Origin of the sequence: uncultured Methanobrevibacter sp. (genome assembly GCF_937906425.1) — an archaeon.
Classification (GTDB): domain Archaea; phylum Methanobacteriota; class Methanobacteria; order Methanobacteriales; family Methanobacteriaceae; genus Methanobrevibacter.
This window is the reverse complement of record NZ_CALCYR010000137.1, coordinates 1-16,924: the sequence shown is the minus strand read 5'-3', so window position 1 is coordinate 16,924 and position 16,924 is coordinate 1. Positions and strand designations below refer to the sequence as shown.

The following is a 16,924-nucleotide window of genomic DNA, read 5'->3' as shown; positions in this document are numbered from 1 at the left end:
AAAAATAATTTAAACCCTTCTTCTATCACAAGGAAGCTTGCTTCCATAAAAGGACTATTCAGGTATCTTTGTTTTAACAGAGATATATCGTCTAATCCTTCTATTTCTATTGTTTCTCCTAAAATACCAAAAAAACTGCCAAGGGTTTTAAGTATATCCGAAATTGATAAAATTATAAAAGACGGATTAAATACGGAAGAACAGGCAATTTTTGAATTGCTGTATTCGGCGGGAATAAGAGTGAGCGAGCTAACGGATTTATCCGTTAAAAATATTGATTTAAATCAAGTGTATGCAGGTCTTCAATTGCAGTTAATAACTTATTTAGATGCTGTATGTGAAAATGAAGATTTATTGCCAGCGGGAGTATTATATTTTAATTTAATAGACCCAATAATTAAATCTAAAATAACATGCAAAGATCCTATCTTTTATAGTGCTCAAGTATTCCGAATAAATAATAAAAGTTTTATTATTTTTAAGAGCTCTGTTCAATATTACGAAATTCAAAATAAGATACTCTGTAATGAAACAAGAGAAAAGGATTTGATTTCAGCTGATGAAATAAAAGCGATTGATGAAAATGATGAAATCTTATCAAAGATAGCACATTACCAAGGAGACATTTTAAACTTAAAAGTTGATGCAATCGTCAATGCGGCAAATAGCCAAATGCTTGGATGTTTTATACCGCTGCACAACTGTATAGACAATCAAATCCATTCACAGGCAGGATATCAATTAAGAATGGAATGCAATAAGATAATGAAAGAGCAGGGCCATGCTGAAAGGGTTGGAACTGCAAAGATTACAAAAGGATATAATCTGGCTTCAAAATATGTTATTCATACTGTAGGACCTGCAATTCCAAATGGAAGATTACCTAATGAGAATGAAGAAAAACAACTTGCAAGCTGCTATAGGTCCTGTCTTCAACTTGCAGACATGAAAGGATTGAAATCAATAGCTTTCTGTTCCATATCAACAGGAGTCTTTAATTTCCCTAAGGAGGAAGCAAGTGAACTTGCAATAAAAACGGTTAAGGAATATCTGAAGGAACATAAAGACACAATTCTTGAAAAGGTAATTTTCAACACATTTTCTGATTATGACAGCAATATCTACAGAAAAAATCTATATGAAAATTAATTAATCTAATTAAATAATTTCCAAATAAATCATAACCAATTAAGAAAACAAAATAAAAATAACAAATTAAAAATACAAATTAAAAATACAAATTAAAAATACAAATTAAAAATACAAATTAAGAATAACAATAATAAATTTTAAGGAGAAATAAACATTTTAAAGAATTTAAAAAATCTCAAAAAGAATATAGATAAAAGATTGGACGACAATAAGATGGGAGGGAACTACCTTATGGAAACTTATGAAGAAAGAGTTGAAAGAATAAGAGAACTTATAGATGATTCTGATTATATTATCATAGGGGCTGGAGCAGGATTGTCTGCTGCAGCTGGCCTTGACTATGGCGGAAAACGTTTTACAGACAACTTCCCAGAATACATAAAAAAATACGGCTTTAGAGATATGTACTCTTCAATGTTTTATCCATTTAAGACAAAAGAGGAAAAATGGGCTTATTTTGCAAAACACGTTTATGTAAATGATACAGGAATGGAAGGAACATATCTCTATAAGAAACTCCTTGAACTTGTAAAGGACAAGGATTATTTTGTCATTACCACAAATACAGATGACCAGTTTCTAAAATCAGGATTTGATGAAAAGAGATTCTTTAGAACCCAAGGAACATACACCAAGCTCCAATGTTCAAAGGGATGTCACAAGAAATTGTATGATGATGAGGAATTGGTTTTGGAAATGATGGAAAAAACTGATGAGGATTTAAAAATCCCTACAGAACTTGTTCCAATCTGTCCAGTCTGCGGAGAGGAAATGGATTTAAACCTTAGAAAAGACAATTATTTTGTGGAAGATGAAGAATGGCATAGGCAAAACAGAGCATATGTTGATTTTAGAAAGAAAGCAGACAAGGGAAAAACTCTCTTGCTTGAGTTTGGAATTGGATATAACACACCAATCATTATCCGTTTCCCATTTGACACATTAATGAAATCCAGCAAAGACATTAATTTGGTAAGATTTAACAGATCAAACCTTGAGTTAACAGTTGAAATGGATGGAAGATATTATCTTGTAAGCCAGGACGAACTGGACAGGTATATGGACCGAGACATCATCAAAAGATACATTCCAATCAAGGAAGACATTGGAGAAACCCTTGATAAAATCATGGACCTGAAATAAAATCAATAATTTATAAAAGAACCCTAAAAATCATGAATCAGCGATAAAATCCTTATTTATAAAAGCTTAAATTAAGTTTAGAAAAAACTTGACAATAATGAAATGACAAACAAAACTTTTAAAATAATTAAAGTCCAATAATACTATATACAAAAACAAATTAGTTTTTTAATATAAAATCAATACCCTATTAAAATTAAAAGAAAAAAGATTATTACAGAGCTTTTAAATAATAAAAGGAAAGATTTTATGGATGAAAATAAAGAAAAAATTAAAAGAGTCAAGGAACTTTTAGACAAGACTACCCATATCTTAATTGCTGGAGGGGAACACCTCTCTGAAGAGGCAGGTCTTGACATGTATGGAGACATGTTTACAGACAACTTCCAAGACTTTATAGAAAGATACGGCTTTACAAATATGTATAACGGTACATTCTACCCATATTCTCATGAAGAGGAAAGATGGGCTTATCTTGCAAGATATTTCTACACTTACCATACATTCAAGGCAACTGAATTGTACAAGAAACTATTCCAATTGGTTGAAAAGAAGGATTATTTTGTAATTACAAAAAACTTTGATGAACAGTTCTATAAGGCAGGCTTTAAAAAATCCAGAGTCTATGCAAGTACAGGAGATTACAGACATCTCCAATGCAGAGATGGGTGCAGCAATGACTTATATGATTTTGTTGACCTAATGGAAAGAATGGTAAAGCAGACAGACAGAGACAGAATGATTCCAACACAACTCATACCAAAATGTCCAAAATGTGGAGGATTAATGGATTTGCATTTCACTTCCAATGAAAACTTCATCAAGGACTCTTCATTTGCAAAACAACATGAGAAATACGGTAGATTCACCACCAGATGTGAAAATGAAAAAACATTGGTTTTTGACTTTGAAAATACCAAAACATTTGAAAGAACAGTGTTGGGAAATAAAAATTGGACTTTAGTTCAATTTGATAAAGAAAAAGGAAAATTGAGAAGCAAGGGTTCTTCTTTATTTAAATCCATTCAAGGCAAAAACAAGATAGAAAACATAATTAGCTTTGAAGGAAAAATAGAACCTATTATTGATCAATTACTTAAATAAAATAAATTAATAAAAATTTAACTAAAATAAAAAGCAATAAAGTAAAATAAATAAATTAATAAATAAATTAATAAATAAAAAATAAAATAACTTATTTTTAATTTATTTTATTTTAATTTATTTTATTTTAATTTATTTAATTTTGTTCTATTTTCAATTAAAAGAATTAAAAAATCTTTTTTTACATTTATACTTTTTATAAAAATAAAAATACTGAAAAATAATAATAAAAAATACAATTACTCTTTTTAAAAAACTTTTAATAATTCTAAAAATTCTTATTTTAAAAAATTATTCATTTTCCAAAAGATCATTATTTTTAATCAATTTTTTTATGTGCCAATCGGCCCAAACCATAGTTATTGTATTAACTACCAATTCACCAAGAATGATTCCCCACCAAGCACCATATTCTCCTAAATTAAATACAATAGCTAAAAGAACTGCAAAAAACAATGTAAATACAGTTTCCCTTAAAACTGTCTGAAACATTGCAGTCAAACCGTTTCCAGTTCCCTGGAAAACATAGGTGGAACTTGCACCATAACCCATTGTAGGAAAAAATAAGACAATGCAAGTTAAAAATTCAATCAATTTGGAGTTTAATCTTGTACTTGTTCCAGTGTATGAAAATATGCTAACAATCTGCGGAGCAAAGACATAAACAATTATTGCAGCAATAATACCAAAAATAACTGCAAGTTTCATTGAATACCTGTGGGCAACTAAAATTTCATCATAGCGTTTGGCACCATAATTTGCAGCAATTACAGAAATCAGTGCAGTGGCTATTGCAAGCATTGGAGTGGTGGCAATTGTCACAACTCTCCAACCGGTGGAATAAACTGCAACTGCATCAGTTGAGGCCACACTTGCAAGCAGCAGTGAAAATAAAGCTGCAAACAATGCATTATTGATTAATTCCAAGCTTGCAGGAAATCCTACTTTAAGAATATCCCTTAGAATATCCATGTCAAATGAATAGTTTGACAGAAATGGCTTTAGGAAAGTGTTCTTTTTAATATAGAACCAATATAGAATAAGAGCATTTACAAAAAGCAAGGAAATTGCAGTTGCAATAGCTGCACCGGAAACGCCAAACCCCAGATAATAAATAAAGATTGGATCTAAAATCATGTTCAAGATTGATGATGCAATCATTGCATACATTGTCCTGTTTGCATCACCTTCAGACCTCAATACTCCATATAAGGAATTTGATAAAATTATAAGAACGGATGATATGCTGATTATTGTACCATATTCCATAGCATAGGAAATTGTAGCCCCAGCTCCAATAAAAACCAAAATATCCTTTAAAAATAAGATTAGGACAATTGTAACGATTATTGAAGATAAAATTGCAATGAATATGGAATGAACAGATGCATTGTCTGCCTTGATTTTATCCCTTTGACCAATATATTTGGACAGTGCAGAGGTAATTCCCGCACCTAAACCGTTTCCGATTCCCACCAATGCTATAAAAATAGGAGTGACGAATCCAACACCAGCCAAGGCATCAGCACCTAATCCAGAAACCCATACAGCATCTATTACATTATAAAGGCTTGTAATAAAAAGGGAAATGATTAAAGGAAGAGACATTTTCCACAATGCACTTTTAGGATTTGATAGAATTGACTCTACACCTTCAGTTTCCTCAATAAATTCATCACTCATTTTTCTCACCAATTGAATAAAAATAAATATTTTAATTGTTCAAACTATTATTAAGTATTTTAATTATTTATGATTTAATATAATTATACATTATTGATAAAAAATGTACATTATTTTAATATTATAAAACTAATTTTTAAATAAAAAATAAAAATAACACGTAAAAGAAGTGATTTTATGGATAAAAAAGATTTTATTGTATTTAAAAAGCAATATGGAAATATTAAACATCCGAAAGTAAAGGAATTGTCAATTAATCAAAGTGGAGTAACAATCTATGAAAAAGACACATCTACAATAATCAATTTTGTTTTGCCAATTGAAGAATCCCTTAAGGCCATGAAATACTTCGAGGAATTTAATATGGGAGAAGAAATCCTATTCAACATAAGTGACACCGGAGATTTTGAATGCATCTTTAGAGGAATATCAAGCCCTCAAACAGAGGAGGATTATTCATCATTTTCAATCATCGTTCAGGAAAAGCTTCCAATAGAGAATCAATTATAGGCAATTAAAAAATAAAAATCCAATTCATAAAATGAAGACTTGTTTTTTTAAAGGAATCTTTATATTTTTCAATCAAATAAAAATGACATTTAATTAATTATTTTTCACCACCATTTTAATTTTCATTTTCATTTTTTAAAACCATCACAAAAATCCATATGAAAAAACACTGACAAAATAAAATTAATTAAATTAAAATAAAGATTAACTATTTTTAAGGTATAGTAAAATTATTTAATTTAATCAATCATAAAATCAAATAAATAAAAAGAATATTAAAATTCATTAAAAAAATAACGCTTAGCCTACATATACCCACCAAAATCAAATATTTTTTTATATAAAAATATAAAAATTTTAAAATTTTCAATTTTTTCACATTTTTACTGAAATTAAAAATCATCAATTAAATTAAATTATAACTAAAAAATTAAAAATCATCAATTAAATTAAATTTTAACTCAAATATTTAAATTTACTACCAAATTAAATTTTTGCAAAAAAATTAAAAATTCACTACTTGAAACAATTTTTACATAAAAATTAAATTTTATTAAATCTTTTGAATTTTACTAAAAAATTATAATATTGTTTTAATTTAAAAACAATATTCTAAAAAAAGTCTAAAATTCAAATAAAATAATAAAATTTATTTAAATTAAAAAAGAAAGATTTATAAACCTTTAAATAAAAAATAAAAAGTGGTGATTAATTTGATTGATGAAATTTATGAAAATCACAAGAAACGATTAGAGTATGTTAACCATAGTCTTAAAAGAATTCCAATTGAAGAAGAAAATTTAAATCAATTTAAAATTGGAGTAAATGTAGACTTAGAACTCTTCCTGCAACCAAACAATTTAATCTATGGAGTCAAACATCCACAGGATAAAATTGAAAATGCCTATGATGAGATCTTTAAGGAAGGAATATTTATGGGATTTGTCTTTGGAAAGCTTTTAGGAATTAACCATTGTTCAAAAAACATGAAAAACTTCCAGGAGTATGAAAAAGAAGATGCAGAACTATTAACTGATTATGACTTTGAAATCGAGTTTACAAGCAGAATCATTCCTCCAATCAATGTTAAAAAAACATTGGGCAGAGAAAATCCAATATCTGTAAATTACAAAAACAAGAAATTTGATGAGGAAAGAGCGATAAAATCTGTAAACATCAAGGTGGAAATGGGAAACTATAATGAATACAGCATCTATTATGACATTTTCCAAATGAAAGAGGAAATAGAGGAAAAAGGTTTGGACAAATACCTGAATGATGTTGAATTATCCAAAATGATCATAAATCTCTTTACAATTAGAAGAATAAACCTATTTGAAAAATTATGTGACCATTTAGAAATAAACATTAAAAAGGCTAATGAAATATGCAATAATTCATATTACAAGTTCAATCTTGAAACAGCAGAAGACATGTTTGTATCTGAATTGTATTCAACAATAGAAGGGGAATATTCATGCAGAGAGTTGGTGGAACGTTACATATCCTATGTTTTCAATGAGGGAATGAATGTCGGAATGGTTTATGGAAAAAAGAAATTCATTGAAGACATTCAAGACAATCAATTCAGTTACGAAGGATTGAATATAATGAATTATGAGGAAAAATTTGAATACATTTGTAAAATAGAATAATACCAATAAATTAGAATAAAACCACTAAAATCCACTCAAAAAACCAAATAAAAACCAAGACAAAAAAATAAAAAACCCATAAAAAACCACTAAAATCCACTCAAAAAACCAATAAAAACCAAGACAAAAAAATAAAATATATAAAAAATTAAATTGAACTAATAAAAAACCAAATAAAATAAAACTAATTTTTAAAAAAATTAAAACCTTACCAAACATGCAAAAAGAATTTTAATTATTTAAACTATTTAAACTATTTTAACAATATATAATAAGTAGATATTAAGCTTAAAACATATATGAAAAAAACTTAATTTTTAAAATTCAAAAGGTAAAAAAATGACAAAAGGAACATTATATGGTGTAGGGATTGGACCAGGTGATTCAGAATTAATAACATTAAAGGCCATCAATACAATATCCAAATGTAAATACATTGCAACACCGGAAACTGGAACAGGAGAATCATTAGCATTATCCATTGTAGCTGAAGCTATCGACTTATCAGAAAAGGAGATAATAAAATTGAGATTTCCAATGACAAAAGATAAGGAAATCCTAAATAATAGCCATAAGGACGCAGCAGAAGCAATCCAAAAGGTTTTAGACCAAGGAGAAGACCTTGCAATGTTAAACATAGGAGACATTACAATATATTCAACATTTGCTTATGTTATGAAAATATTGCTTGAAAATGATTACAATGTTGAATTGGTTCCTGGAATAACAAGTTTCTGTGCATCAGCGTCTAAGCTAAAGATTAGCTTAACCAGAATGGATGACCCATTGCATATAATTCCTGTAAGTAGCGTAAACATTAGGGAAGCTCTGGAATTGCCCGGAACTAAAGTCCTGATGAAAATAGGAAGATCAATGCCTGAATTGATTGAAACTTTAAAGGAATTAAATCTAGAGGAAAATGTTTATGCAGTTGAAAACTGTGGATTGGAAAATGAAGAAATCTATAGGGGAATTGAAGAATTAGAAAATAAGATGAGTTATTTCACAGTTGTTATTGTAAAATAATTAAAAAAAAACTAATTTTAAAAATATCCTTCTTTATCTTAATTCAATATCTAAAAATCATTTAGGGAATAATATAATATCATACTTTTATCTTAATTCAATATCTAAAAATCATTAGGGAATAATATGGTGGAAAAACGACTGGTAAATCAAAAACTGTTACGTTGCGGTTATACAACAGGAACCTGTGCCGCAGCTGCATCCAAGGCTGCAGCAACTATGATCTTTTCAAAAGAAAAGGCAGATTCCGTTTCAATCACAACACCTAATCAAACCGATTTGAAAATTGATGTTTTAAATCCGAATTTTAATGATAAAACTGCCAGCTGTTCCATTCAAAAGGATAGCGGTGACGATCCGGACATTACAAATGGAATATTGGTCACTTCTGAAATTAGCCTGATCAATGAGAGAGAAATCATAATAAAAGGTGGAAAAGGCGTGGGCAAGGTAACAAAAGCAGGGCTTGACCAGGAAGTAGGAGAATTTGCCATAAATTCAGTCCCTAGAAAAATGATAAAGGATTCTCTAATGGAAATAGCAAGAGAAAACAAGTACAGCGGAGGATTTGATGTGAAAATTTCAGTTCCGAATGGTGAGGAAATAGCAAAGAAAACCTTTAATCCGGAACTTGGAATAGTTGATGGCATTTCAATATTGGGCACAACAGGAATTGTTGAACCTATGAGTTCCAAAGCATTGGCAGATTCCATCAAATTGGAAATAAAGACCATTGCAGCGGAAAATAATGATTCGATACTTATTTTCCTAGGCAATTTCGGTAAAAAATTTGCTGAAGAGGAACTGAATCTAAAAACAAAACCTGGAATCATGTGCAGCAACTTTATAGATGTTGCATTGGACAGTTCTGTCGAATATAACTTTAAAAAGATTCTGTTAATAGGACATATTGGCAAATTTGTAAAATTAGGTATTGGAATGTTCAATACCCACTCAAACAATGGCGATGGAAGAATAGAAACCTTATTATCCTGTGCATTAGAAGCAGAAGCTAATCTGGAGACTTTAAAGGAGATTCAAAACTCTGTAACCACCACTGCAGTACTTGAAATATTATGGAAAAATGATTTATTGGATAAAACAATGAATATTTTAAAGGATAGAATAGAAAATAATATTAATAAAAGAATTCCTCCTGAAATTGAGATTGGATACATCTGTTTTACAAATACAGGAGAGTATTCTGGTATTTTATTTAAAAGCGAAAATGCAAATGAACTTAAAAAACTATGGGAGGAAAACTAATGATTCATTTTGTGGGAGCAGGAAGTGGAGCTGTCGATTTAATAACAATTAGAGGTGCTGAACTTTTAAAAAAGGCAGATGTGATAATATATGCAGGTTCATTGGTTAATCCAGAACTACTGAACTATGCCAAAGAATCCTGTGAAGTTTACAACAGCGCTAAAATGACCTTGGATGAAGTTATTGAAAAGATGATTGAAGCTGAAAAGGAAAATAAGATGACAGTTCGTTTACACACTGGAGATTCAAGTATTTATGGTGCAATCAAGGAACAAATGGATCGTTTGGATGAAGAAAAGATAGAATATGATGTATGTCCAGGCGTTTCAAGCTTTTGTGGAGCTGCAGCAGCTTTAAAAACAGAATATACCTTACCTGATGTTAGCCAAAGTGTAATCATAACCCGTATGGCAAATAGAACTCCTGTTCCTGAAAAGGAAAACATTGCCTCATTTGCAGCGCATGGCGCAACTATGGTAATATTTTTAAGTACAGGATTGCTTAAGGAACTTGAAAAGGAACTTGTTAAGGGAGATTATACAGAGGACACCCCTGCAGCGATTGTATACAAGGCAAGCTGGCCTGATGAAAAGATTATGCACTGTACAGTGGGAAGCCTATATGACACTGCAAAGGAAAATAATATTACAAAAACCGCCTTAATAATTGTAGGAGACGTTTTAGACACTGAATATTCATTGTCCAGACTCTATGCAGATGACTTTTCAACTGAATTCAGAGAGGCAAAGAAATGAAAATATCAATTATTGCATTTACAGAAAATGGAATGAAAATCTCTGAAAAGATTCTGAATTCATTTGAAAAAAACTATGAAAATAACTCAAATTCATTTGAAAATGAAACAAACTCAAAAAAGAATACACAAACATATGAAAATGAAAATCCAAATGATAATAAAAATCAATATACAATCGATATAAGAAGATGTAAAAAGGGTGGATTGTCCGAATGGACAGAAGAGCATTTTAACAAAAGCGATGCACTTATTTTCATAGGAGCAATTGGAATTGCAACAAGAGCAATAGCTCCACATATAAAAACAAAAACAAGTGATCCTGCAGTGATTGTTGTGGATGAATTGGGACAATTTTCAGTTCCTATCCTATCTGGACATATTGGAGGAGCCAATGAATTAGCAATCAAAATTTCAGAAATATTGGATGCAATTCCAGTGATTAGCACTGCAACAGACATAAATAATGTATTTGCAATAGACACTTGGGCAAAAAGCCAGAACTTAAATATCTTAAATCCTGAAAACATTAAATTAGTTTCATCCAAATTATTGAAAGGGAAAAAAGTATACATACAAAGCAAATATCCCATAAAAGGAGATTTGCCAAAAAATATTCAAATTGATATTGATGAAAATCTGGAAAATAAAGAAAAAAAGGCCTATGATGTAATAATCAATCATAACGACTTTAATGAGAATTATAAGAAAAAAGACAATATTTTATACTTAATTCCACAAATCATTAGTTTAGGAATAGGCTGTAGGAAAGATATAGGATTTAAACATATTGAAGAAGGAATTTTAAGTGCAATGAAAAAGGAAAACTGCCATATCTTATCCCTAAAAAACATTGCAAGCATAGATAAAAAGGCAAATGAAAAGGGAATTATAGAATTTTGCCAAGAATATGGCTTGGAATTTAATACTTATAGTGCAGAGGAACTTAATAAGCTAAAAGGAGACTTTAGCAAATCCGAATTTGTAAAAAGCATTGTAAATGTTGACAATGTTTGTGAACGCTCTGCAATGATGGGAAATAATAAGAGGCTTATCAGTAAAAAAGAGGCATATGATGGAGTAACTCTTGCCTTAGCCCTTAATAAAACCGAATTGAATTGGTAAATAGAATTGAATTAAATTACTAAAATAAAAATAAACAAATTGAATCAAATTACAAAAATAAAAATTAAATCTTATTTAAAAAATAAAAGTCAATTAAATTACTAAAAATAAAACAAATTACAAAAATAATTAAATTAAAAACATAATTATCTTTTTATTTCTTGGAGGAAAATCATGAATAATTTATCTGTAGTTGGCATTGGTCCTGGAAATGAATCATTTCTAAGCATTGATGCCAAGGAAACTCTTGAGAATTCAGATTTAATTGTAGGATACAGCAAATATGTAGAACTTGTAAAGGAATATCTGCCAAACAAGGATTACCTATACACTGGAATGACCAAGGAAATAGACCGCTGCAAAATGGCTTTGGAAAAGGCATCTGAAGGCAATGATGTTTCCGTTGTATGCAGTGGTGATGCAGGTGTTTATGGAATGGCAGGATTGATTTATGAATTATCTGTAAACTACCCCAATGTTGAAATCAATATTGTTCCGGGAATTAGTGCTGTTTTAAGTGGTTCTGCAGTTTTAGGCGCTCCAATTGGACATGACTTTGCTGTAATAAGCTTATCAGATCTTCTAACCCCATGGGAACTAATTGAAAAACGTTTAAGATTGGCAGGAGAGGGAGACTTCTGCATTTGCCTTTACAATCCTTCAAGTCGTAAAAGAAAAGATTATTTAAAAAAAGCATGCAAAATACTTTTAAAGTCAAAAGGAGAAGACACAGTCTGCGGATATGTTAGAAATATAGGCAGAGCAGGTGAAGAATATCATATTACAAGTCTTTTGGAACTTAAGGAAACAGAAGTGGACATGTTTACAACAGTATTTATTGGAAATGCCAATACAAAGATTATTGACAATAAGATGATTACTCCTAGAGGATATAAGGGAGTGTAATTCTTAAAAAAAAAGATATAATGGAGCATGATTCTTAAAAGAAAATATAATTTAGGACAATCCTTAAAATAAAGCATATGGAATCTAATTCTTAAAAAAAACCAATAAATCTCATTAAAAAAAAAACTATTTAAATAAATAATTAAAAGAATAAAAAATAAAAAATAAAATAAAAAAAAATAAAATAAAAAAAATAAAATAAAAAAATAAATCTAATAATTTTCATTTAATAAAAATTTTAAAAGAATCCAAGAAACATGAAATTCCCAAACAGAGGAGATAAAATGCATAAAATTGTTTTGTTTGGAGGCACAACTGAAGGACGTATTCTAACAGAATTTTTATCTGAACATAAGATCCCATCAATCGTCTGTGTAGCTACAGACTATGGAAAAAAGGTTCTGGAATATGAAGAACCGGTTGTTGTAAAATCTGAAAGATTAAATCAAGAAGATATGCAGAAATTATTTAAGGAAGAGAAAACCGAAATTGTTTTTGATGCTACACATCCCTATGCTACAGAAGTAAGTAAAAATATCAAGACTGCATGCGACAATGAAAATATTGAATACATAAGAGTATTAAGAGAATCAATAGAAATAGAAGATGCTGTGAAATTCACAAAAATGGATGATTTAATCAATTATCTAAATCAAACCGAAGGCTTAATATTTTCATCCATGGGTGCAAAGGAAGCTGAAAGCCTAACTAAGATAAATAAATTCACTGAAAGAGTCTATTTACGTATGCTGCCATCACCTGAAGGAATGAAACACTGCCTGGATTTAGGATATCCGATGAAAAATCTTTGCGGAATGCAGGGACCATTTTCAGAGGAATTCAATATTGCACAGTTTAGAGAAATTGAAGCTAAAATACTTGTAACAAAGGAATCCGGAAATATTGGAGGATTTATGGAAAAGGTTGAAGCTGCAAAAAAATGCAATATGGAACTTGTAGTATTAAGTAGAGCAATTAAAGAGGAAGGCCTTAATCTGGAAGAGGCAAAGGAAACCTTAAGGAGCAGATGCTTATGAAGGAAATCAACATTATAGGAATAGGCATGAGCAAAAAAACAACAACAGAAGAAGGCTTAAGACTCATAAATGATGCTGAAATTCTAATCGGTGCAAAAAGATTAGTTAATGAATTTTCAAATCTTGAAAAACCAAGTTATAATGCTTATTTATCTGGAGAAATTAGGAAGATAATTGAAAATACAGAAGCTCAAAAGATAGCAATCCTTGTCTCTGGAGATGTTGGATTCTATAGCGGAGCTGAAAAATTGGTCAATGAACTTGAAGACTATAATCCTAATTTAATAGCGGGAATAGCCTCTGTATCATACTTCTTTGCAAAATCTAAAATCCCATGGAAAGATGCAAATCTAATAAGCTGCCATGGAATCGATTCAAATATTGTATCATCAGTTCGCCGCAATCATTACACATTTGCCTTGACTGGAAAAAACATTCCTGAAATAGAAAAAGAGCTAGTTTATTATGGTTACGGAGATTTAAAAGTTTGGATTGGTGAGAATTTAGGTTCAGATGCTGAATATATAGATTCATTCAATGTTTCAGAACTGAACAAGAGAGAATTTGGATCATTAACAGTTTTGATTATAGAAAATCCTGATTTCGACTCTAAAATAAGAACAGGAATGCCCGATGAAGAGTTTATTAGGGGAAATGTCCCTATGACAAAATCAGAAATAAGGGCAGTTGCAATGTCCAAATTGGCAATTTCACCTAATGAAATAGCTTATGACATTGGATGTGGAACCGGTTCAGTTACAATTGAAATGGCATTATCTGCCTATAATGGAAAGGTTTATGCATTTGACAAAAATGAAGAGGCTATTGAATTATTAAAGGAAAACTGCAAGAAATTCCACATAGACAATGTTGAAGCAAGATTAGGATTGGCACCGGAGTGCCTTAAGGACATTGAAAAAGCAGATCTTGCATTTATAGGGGGCAGTTCCGGAAATATGGATGAGATTATTGATTATTTGTATGAAACAAACAATAAAATAAGATTTGTCATTACTGCAGTAAGTATTGAAAATGCAATGGCTGCAATGGAATCCCTTAAAAAGATAGGAATTAGTGGAGAAATTGTCCAGATTGGAGTTTCCAGAGGAAAGGAAGTTGGAGACTTGCATATGTTAATTGCTCAAAATCCGATTTTTATAATTAGTGGAACTGAATCCAATTAAAATCAAAATCCAACTTTAAAATTAACTAAAACTAATAGATTAACTCAAAACCCTTTTTAATCAGAATAAATTTCATAATCAAATAGAAAAAATTAATAGATGTGATTTTATGAATAGACTATTAATTTCAGGAACAAATAGTAATTGTGGCAAAACAACAATAACTATGGCTTTACTTTCTGCATTTCAGAAAAAAGGATTAAAAATTGCTTCATTCAAGTGCGGACCTGATTACATAGACCCAATGTTTCATCGCAAAGTTTTTAATGTAAAAACACAAAATCTAGACCCTTACTTTAGCACAGAAGAGATGCTTTCAAATCAGTTTATTAAAAACTGTGGTGAAGACTTAAGCATTATTGAAGGGGCAATGGGATTCTATGACGGAATTGGCATAGAAGGTAAGGCAAGTGCATGGGAAGTTGCAAAGACAATAAAAGCCCCAGTTATCCTAATTATCGATGCAAAGGGAATAAGTAACTCAATAGCTGCAATTGTAAAGGGTTTTAAAGAATTTAAAAACCCAAGCATGATTGAAGGAGTTATATTTAATGGAATCTCACCAATGTTATATCCTCTTTTAAGTGGAATTGTTGAGGATATCGGAGTTAAACCCTATGGATTCCTACCAAGAAATGAGGAATACTCAATTGAAAGCAGAAATCTAGGTTTAATCACTGCCGATGAAATTACAAACATCAAGGAAAAAATAGAAGGTTTAAGCCAATTGGCAGAAAAATACCTTGATTTAGATGGATTATTGGAATTATCCAAAAGTGCAGAAAGTCTTAAATCAACTGAAACAATAGAAAATTCAAAAGAAACAAAACCAAATCAAGAAAAAGCACAAACCAAAGAAAAAACAGAAACAGAAAATGAAAAACCTCGTATTGCTGTTTCAAAAGATAATGCTTTTTGTTTTATCTATGAAGAGAATATAGAACTTCTAGAGGAATTAAACTGTGAAATTGTTTATTTCAGCCCATTGAAAGATAAAAAACTTCCTGAAAATATTTCAGGATTATACCTCTGTGGAGGATATCCTGAATTATACACAGAAGAATTATCCAAAAACAAGTCTTTGCACAAATCCATTAGAGATTTAATGAATGATGGACTTCCTACAATAGCGGAATGTGGAGGTTTTATGTACTTACATGACTCCATTGAAAATGTGCCTATGGTAGGTTTTATCAAAGGAAACTGCATAAAAACAGATAAACTGCAACGCTTCGGTTATGTTGAAATTAAAGCCCTAAAAGACAATTTGCTTTCAAGAAAGGGTGAAAGCATCAGAGTCCATGAATTCCATTATTATGAAAGTGAAAACTGTGGAGAAGGATTTTTAGCCAAAAAATCATCAAATGGATTAGAATACAATTGTTGCCATTCAAGCGATAGTTTATATGCAGGTTTTCCACACATTTATCTGCCTGCAAATCCAAATTTTGCAAGATCATTTGTTGAAAAGGCTGAAAAATGGAATATAAAGATGAAAACATAAAAAATAAGAGTAATCAATTAAGAAATTAATCAAATTAAAGCCGTTTAAAATAAAAATCATGTTAATAAATCATTAATTTACTTAAAACCCATAAATTAAAAGAAGTGATAGTATGAAAATTGAATTAGAACAGGTAAATCCTTCTGAAATTGAAAAAAGAAGTATGGAAATTATTGAATCCGAATTACCTCATGAACTTGATCCCCAATTAGCGCCAATCATTAAAAGAGCAGTGCATACAGCTGCCGATTTCGATTATGTTGATAATTTATGCTTTTCAGAAAATGTGGTTGAAAAGGCATTGAATGCAATAAAAAATGGAGCATCAATAGTTACAGATACCCAAATGGCAAAGGCCGGAATCAATAAGGCAGAACTTAAGAAACATGGAGGAGAAGTTTACTGCTTTATGAGTGATGATGACGTTAAGGAAATGGCTAAAAAGAACAATTCAACACGTGCAAGAGCTTCAATGGAAAAAGCTGCACAAATGGACAAGCCATTAATATTTGCAATAGGAAATGCTCCTACAGCCTTAATAAGATTATATGAATTAATTCAAAACAATGAAATCAAACCTGAACTTGTTATAGGAGTTCCAGTTGGATTTGTAAATGTTGTTCAGGCAAAAGAATTGATTATGGAATGTGATGTTCCTTATATAGTTGCTCGTGGACGTAAAGGAGGAAGCAATGTTGCAGCAGCTATTTCAAATGCCTTGATTTATATGTTAAGAGATTAACTCACATCACATGCTAAAAATTATATTAAATTAAATCAAACAAAACCAAACCAAATCATATTTTAAGAGATCAAATGTATTTTTAGAAAAATCTAAAAATACTTTTTAACTATTTTTAACTATTATAACTATT

15 protein-coding genes are annotated in these 16,924 nt (G+C 30.2%); 14 read left to right on the top strand and 1 reads right to left on the bottom strand.

Features of this window, described 5'->3' with window-relative positions; genetic code table 11:
- Positions 1–240 precede the first annotated feature (240 nt).
- The 3 genes from Q0138_RS03895 to Q0138_RS03885 all read left to right on the top strand — a co-directional run bounded on the left by Q0138_RS03895 (position 241) and on the right by Q0138_RS03885 (position 3,399).
- The gene (locus Q0138_RS03895) at positions 241–1,149 is read left to right on the top strand and encodes a protein-ADP-ribose hydrolase (RefSeq protein WP_297981189.1); all 909 of its coding nucleotides are present in this window, start codon (positions 241–243) and stop codon (positions 1,147–1,149) included.
- A gap of 234 nt (positions 1,150–1,383) precedes the next feature.
- Positions 1,384–2,295 carry a hypothetical protein gene (locus Q0138_RS03890; protein ID WP_297981187.1) on the top strand — a complete coding sequence of 304 codons (912 nt, stop codon included), beginning with the start codon at positions 1,384–1,386 and terminating at the stop codon, positions 2,293–2,295.
- Positions 2,296–2,544: 249 nt separating this feature from the next.
- Positions 2,545–3,399 carry a hypothetical protein gene (locus tag Q0138_RS03885; protein ID WP_297981184.1) on the top strand — a complete coding sequence of 285 codons (855 nt, stop codon included), beginning with the start codon at positions 2,545–2,547 and terminating at the stop codon, positions 3,397–3,399.
- A 291-nt stretch (positions 3,400–3,690) separates the two neighbouring features.
- Here the strand turns inward: Q0138_RS03885 and Q0138_RS03880 are convergent, their stop codons facing one another.
- Positions 3,691–5,082: an MATE family efflux transporter gene (locus Q0138_RS03880; RefSeq protein WP_297981181.1), complete on the bottom strand. Its 1,392-nt coding sequence runs from the start codon at positions 5,080–5,082 to the stop codon at positions 3,691–3,693.
- Positions 5,083–5,259: 177 nt separating this feature from the next.
- Between Q0138_RS03880 and Q0138_RS03875 the strand changes: the two genes are divergently transcribed.
- From Q0138_RS03875 to Q0138_RS03825, 11 genes are all read left to right on the top strand, one after another.
- Positions 5,260–5,592: a hypothetical protein gene (locus Q0138_RS03875; protein ID WP_297981177.1), complete on the top strand. Its 333-nt coding sequence runs from the start codon at positions 5,260–5,262 to the stop codon at positions 5,590–5,592.
- A gap of 713 nt (positions 5,593–6,305) precedes the next feature.
- On the top strand, positions 6,306–7,247 hold the full coding sequence (locus Q0138_RS03870; RefSeq protein ID WP_297981175.1) for a hypothetical protein: 942 nt from the start codon (positions 6,306–6,308) through the stop codon (positions 7,245–7,247).
- A 339-nt stretch (positions 7,248–7,586) separates the two neighbouring features.
- Complete coding sequence (cobI, locus tag Q0138_RS03865; protein ID WP_297981172.1) at positions 7,587–8,273, top strand: precorrin-2 C(20)-methyltransferase; 687 nt, start codon at positions 7,587–7,589, stop codon at positions 8,271–8,273.
- 126 nt (positions 8,274–8,399) lie between these two features.
- The gene (gene cbiD / locus Q0138_RS03860; RefSeq protein ID WP_297981169.1) at positions 8,400–9,539 is read left to right on the top strand and encodes a cobalt-precorrin-5B (C(1))-methyltransferase CbiD; all 1,140 of its coding nucleotides are present in this window, start codon (positions 8,400–8,402) and stop codon (positions 9,537–9,539) included.
- Positions 9,524–10,294 carry a precorrin-4 C(11)-methyltransferase gene (gene cobM, locus Q0138_RS03855; protein WP_297981167.1) on the top strand — a complete coding sequence of 257 codons (771 nt, stop codon included), beginning with the start codon at positions 9,524–9,526 and terminating at the stop codon, positions 10,292–10,294. The genes cbiD and cobM overlap by 16 nt, the downstream gene beginning before the upstream one ends.
- Positions 10,291–11,418, top strand: coding sequence for a cobalt-precorrin 5A hydrolase (locus tag Q0138_RS03850; RefSeq protein ID WP_297981164.1), 1,128 nt, complete (start codon positions 10,291–10,293; stop codon positions 11,416–11,418). The genes cobM and Q0138_RS03850 overlap by 4 nt, the downstream gene beginning before the upstream one ends.
- 174 nt (positions 11,419–11,592) lie before the next feature.
- Positions 11,593–12,324 (top strand): precorrin-3B C(17)-methyltransferase, encoded by a 732-nt coding sequence (cobJ, locus tag Q0138_RS03845; protein ID WP_297981161.1) that lies wholly within the window; start codon positions 11,593–11,595, stop codon positions 12,322–12,324.
- 284 nt (positions 12,325–12,608) lie between these two features.
- Complete coding sequence (gene cobK, locus Q0138_RS03840) at positions 12,609–13,361, top strand: precorrin-6A reductase (RefSeq protein ID WP_297981159.1); 753 nt, start codon at positions 12,609–12,611, stop codon at positions 13,359–13,361.
- Positions 13,352–14,545: a precorrin-6y C5,15-methyltransferase (decarboxylating) subunit CbiE gene (gene cbiE, locus Q0138_RS03835; protein ID WP_297981157.1), complete on the top strand. Its 1,194-nt coding sequence runs from the start codon at positions 13,352–13,354 to the stop codon at positions 14,543–14,545. Before cobK ends, cbiE begins: the two co-directional genes overlap by 10 nt.
- 109 nt (positions 14,546–14,654) lie before the next feature.
- Complete coding sequence (locus Q0138_RS03830; RefSeq protein WP_297981154.1) at positions 14,655–16,049, top strand: cobyrinate a,c-diamide synthase; 1,395 nt, start codon at positions 14,655–14,657, stop codon at positions 16,047–16,049.
- A gap of 112 nt (positions 16,050–16,161) precedes the next feature.
- A complete protein-coding gene (locus Q0138_RS03825; protein ID WP_297981152.1) occupies positions 16,162–16,791 on the top strand; it encodes a precorrin-8X methylmutase in 630 nt (209 codons plus the stop codon).
- Positions 16,792–16,924 lie beyond the last annotated feature (133 nt).

What these genes read in the sequence shown, in the direction of transcription:
- Q0138_RS03890 (WP_297981187.1), top strand. Translation starts at nt 1,384, where the DNA reads ATGGAAACTTATGAAGAAAGAGTTGAAAGAATAAGAGAACTTATAGAT.
- Q0138_RS03885 (WP_297981184.1), top strand. Translation starts at nt 2,545, where the DNA reads ATGGATGAAAATAAAGAAAAAATTAAAAGAGTCAAGGAACTTTTAGAC.
- Q0138_RS03880 (WP_297981181.1), bottom strand. Translation starts at nt 5,082, where the DNA reads ATGAGTGATGAATTTATTGAGGAAACTGAAGGTGTAGAGTCAATTCTA.
- Q0138_RS03875 (WP_297981177.1), top strand. Translation starts at nt 5,260, where the DNA reads ATGGATAAAAAAGATTTTATTGTATTTAAAAAGCAATATGGAAATATT.
- cobI (WP_297981172.1), top strand. Translation starts at nt 7,587, where the DNA reads ATGACAAAAGGAACATTATATGGTGTAGGGATTGGACCAGGTGATTCA.
- cbiD (WP_297981169.1), top strand. Translation starts at nt 8,400, where the DNA reads ATGGTGGAAAAACGACTGGTAAATCAAAAACTGTTACGTTGCGGTTAT.
- cobM (WP_297981167.1), top strand. Translation starts at nt 9,524, where the DNA reads ATGGGAGGAAAACTAATGATTCATTTTGTGGGAGCAGGAAGTGGAGCT.
- Q0138_RS03850 (WP_297981164.1), top strand. Translation starts at nt 10,291, where the DNA reads ATGAAAATATCAATTATTGCATTTACAGAAAATGGAATGAAAATCTCT.
- cobJ (WP_297981161.1), top strand. Translation starts at nt 11,593, where the DNA reads ATGAATAATTTATCTGTAGTTGGCATTGGTCCTGGAAATGAATCATTT.
- cobK (WP_297981159.1), top strand. Translation starts at nt 12,609, where the DNA reads ATGCATAAAATTGTTTTGTTTGGAGGCACAACTGAAGGACGTATTCTA.
- cbiE (WP_297981157.1), top strand. Translation starts at nt 13,352, where the DNA reads ATGCTTATGAAGGAAATCAACATTATAGGAATAGGCATGAGCAAAAAA.
- Q0138_RS03830 (WP_297981154.1), top strand. Translation starts at nt 14,655, where the DNA reads ATGAATAGACTATTAATTTCAGGAACAAATAGTAATTGTGGCAAAACA.
- Q0138_RS03825 (WP_297981152.1), top strand. Translation starts at nt 16,162, where the DNA reads ATGAAAATTGAATTAGAACAGGTAAATCCTTCTGAAATTGAAAAAAGA.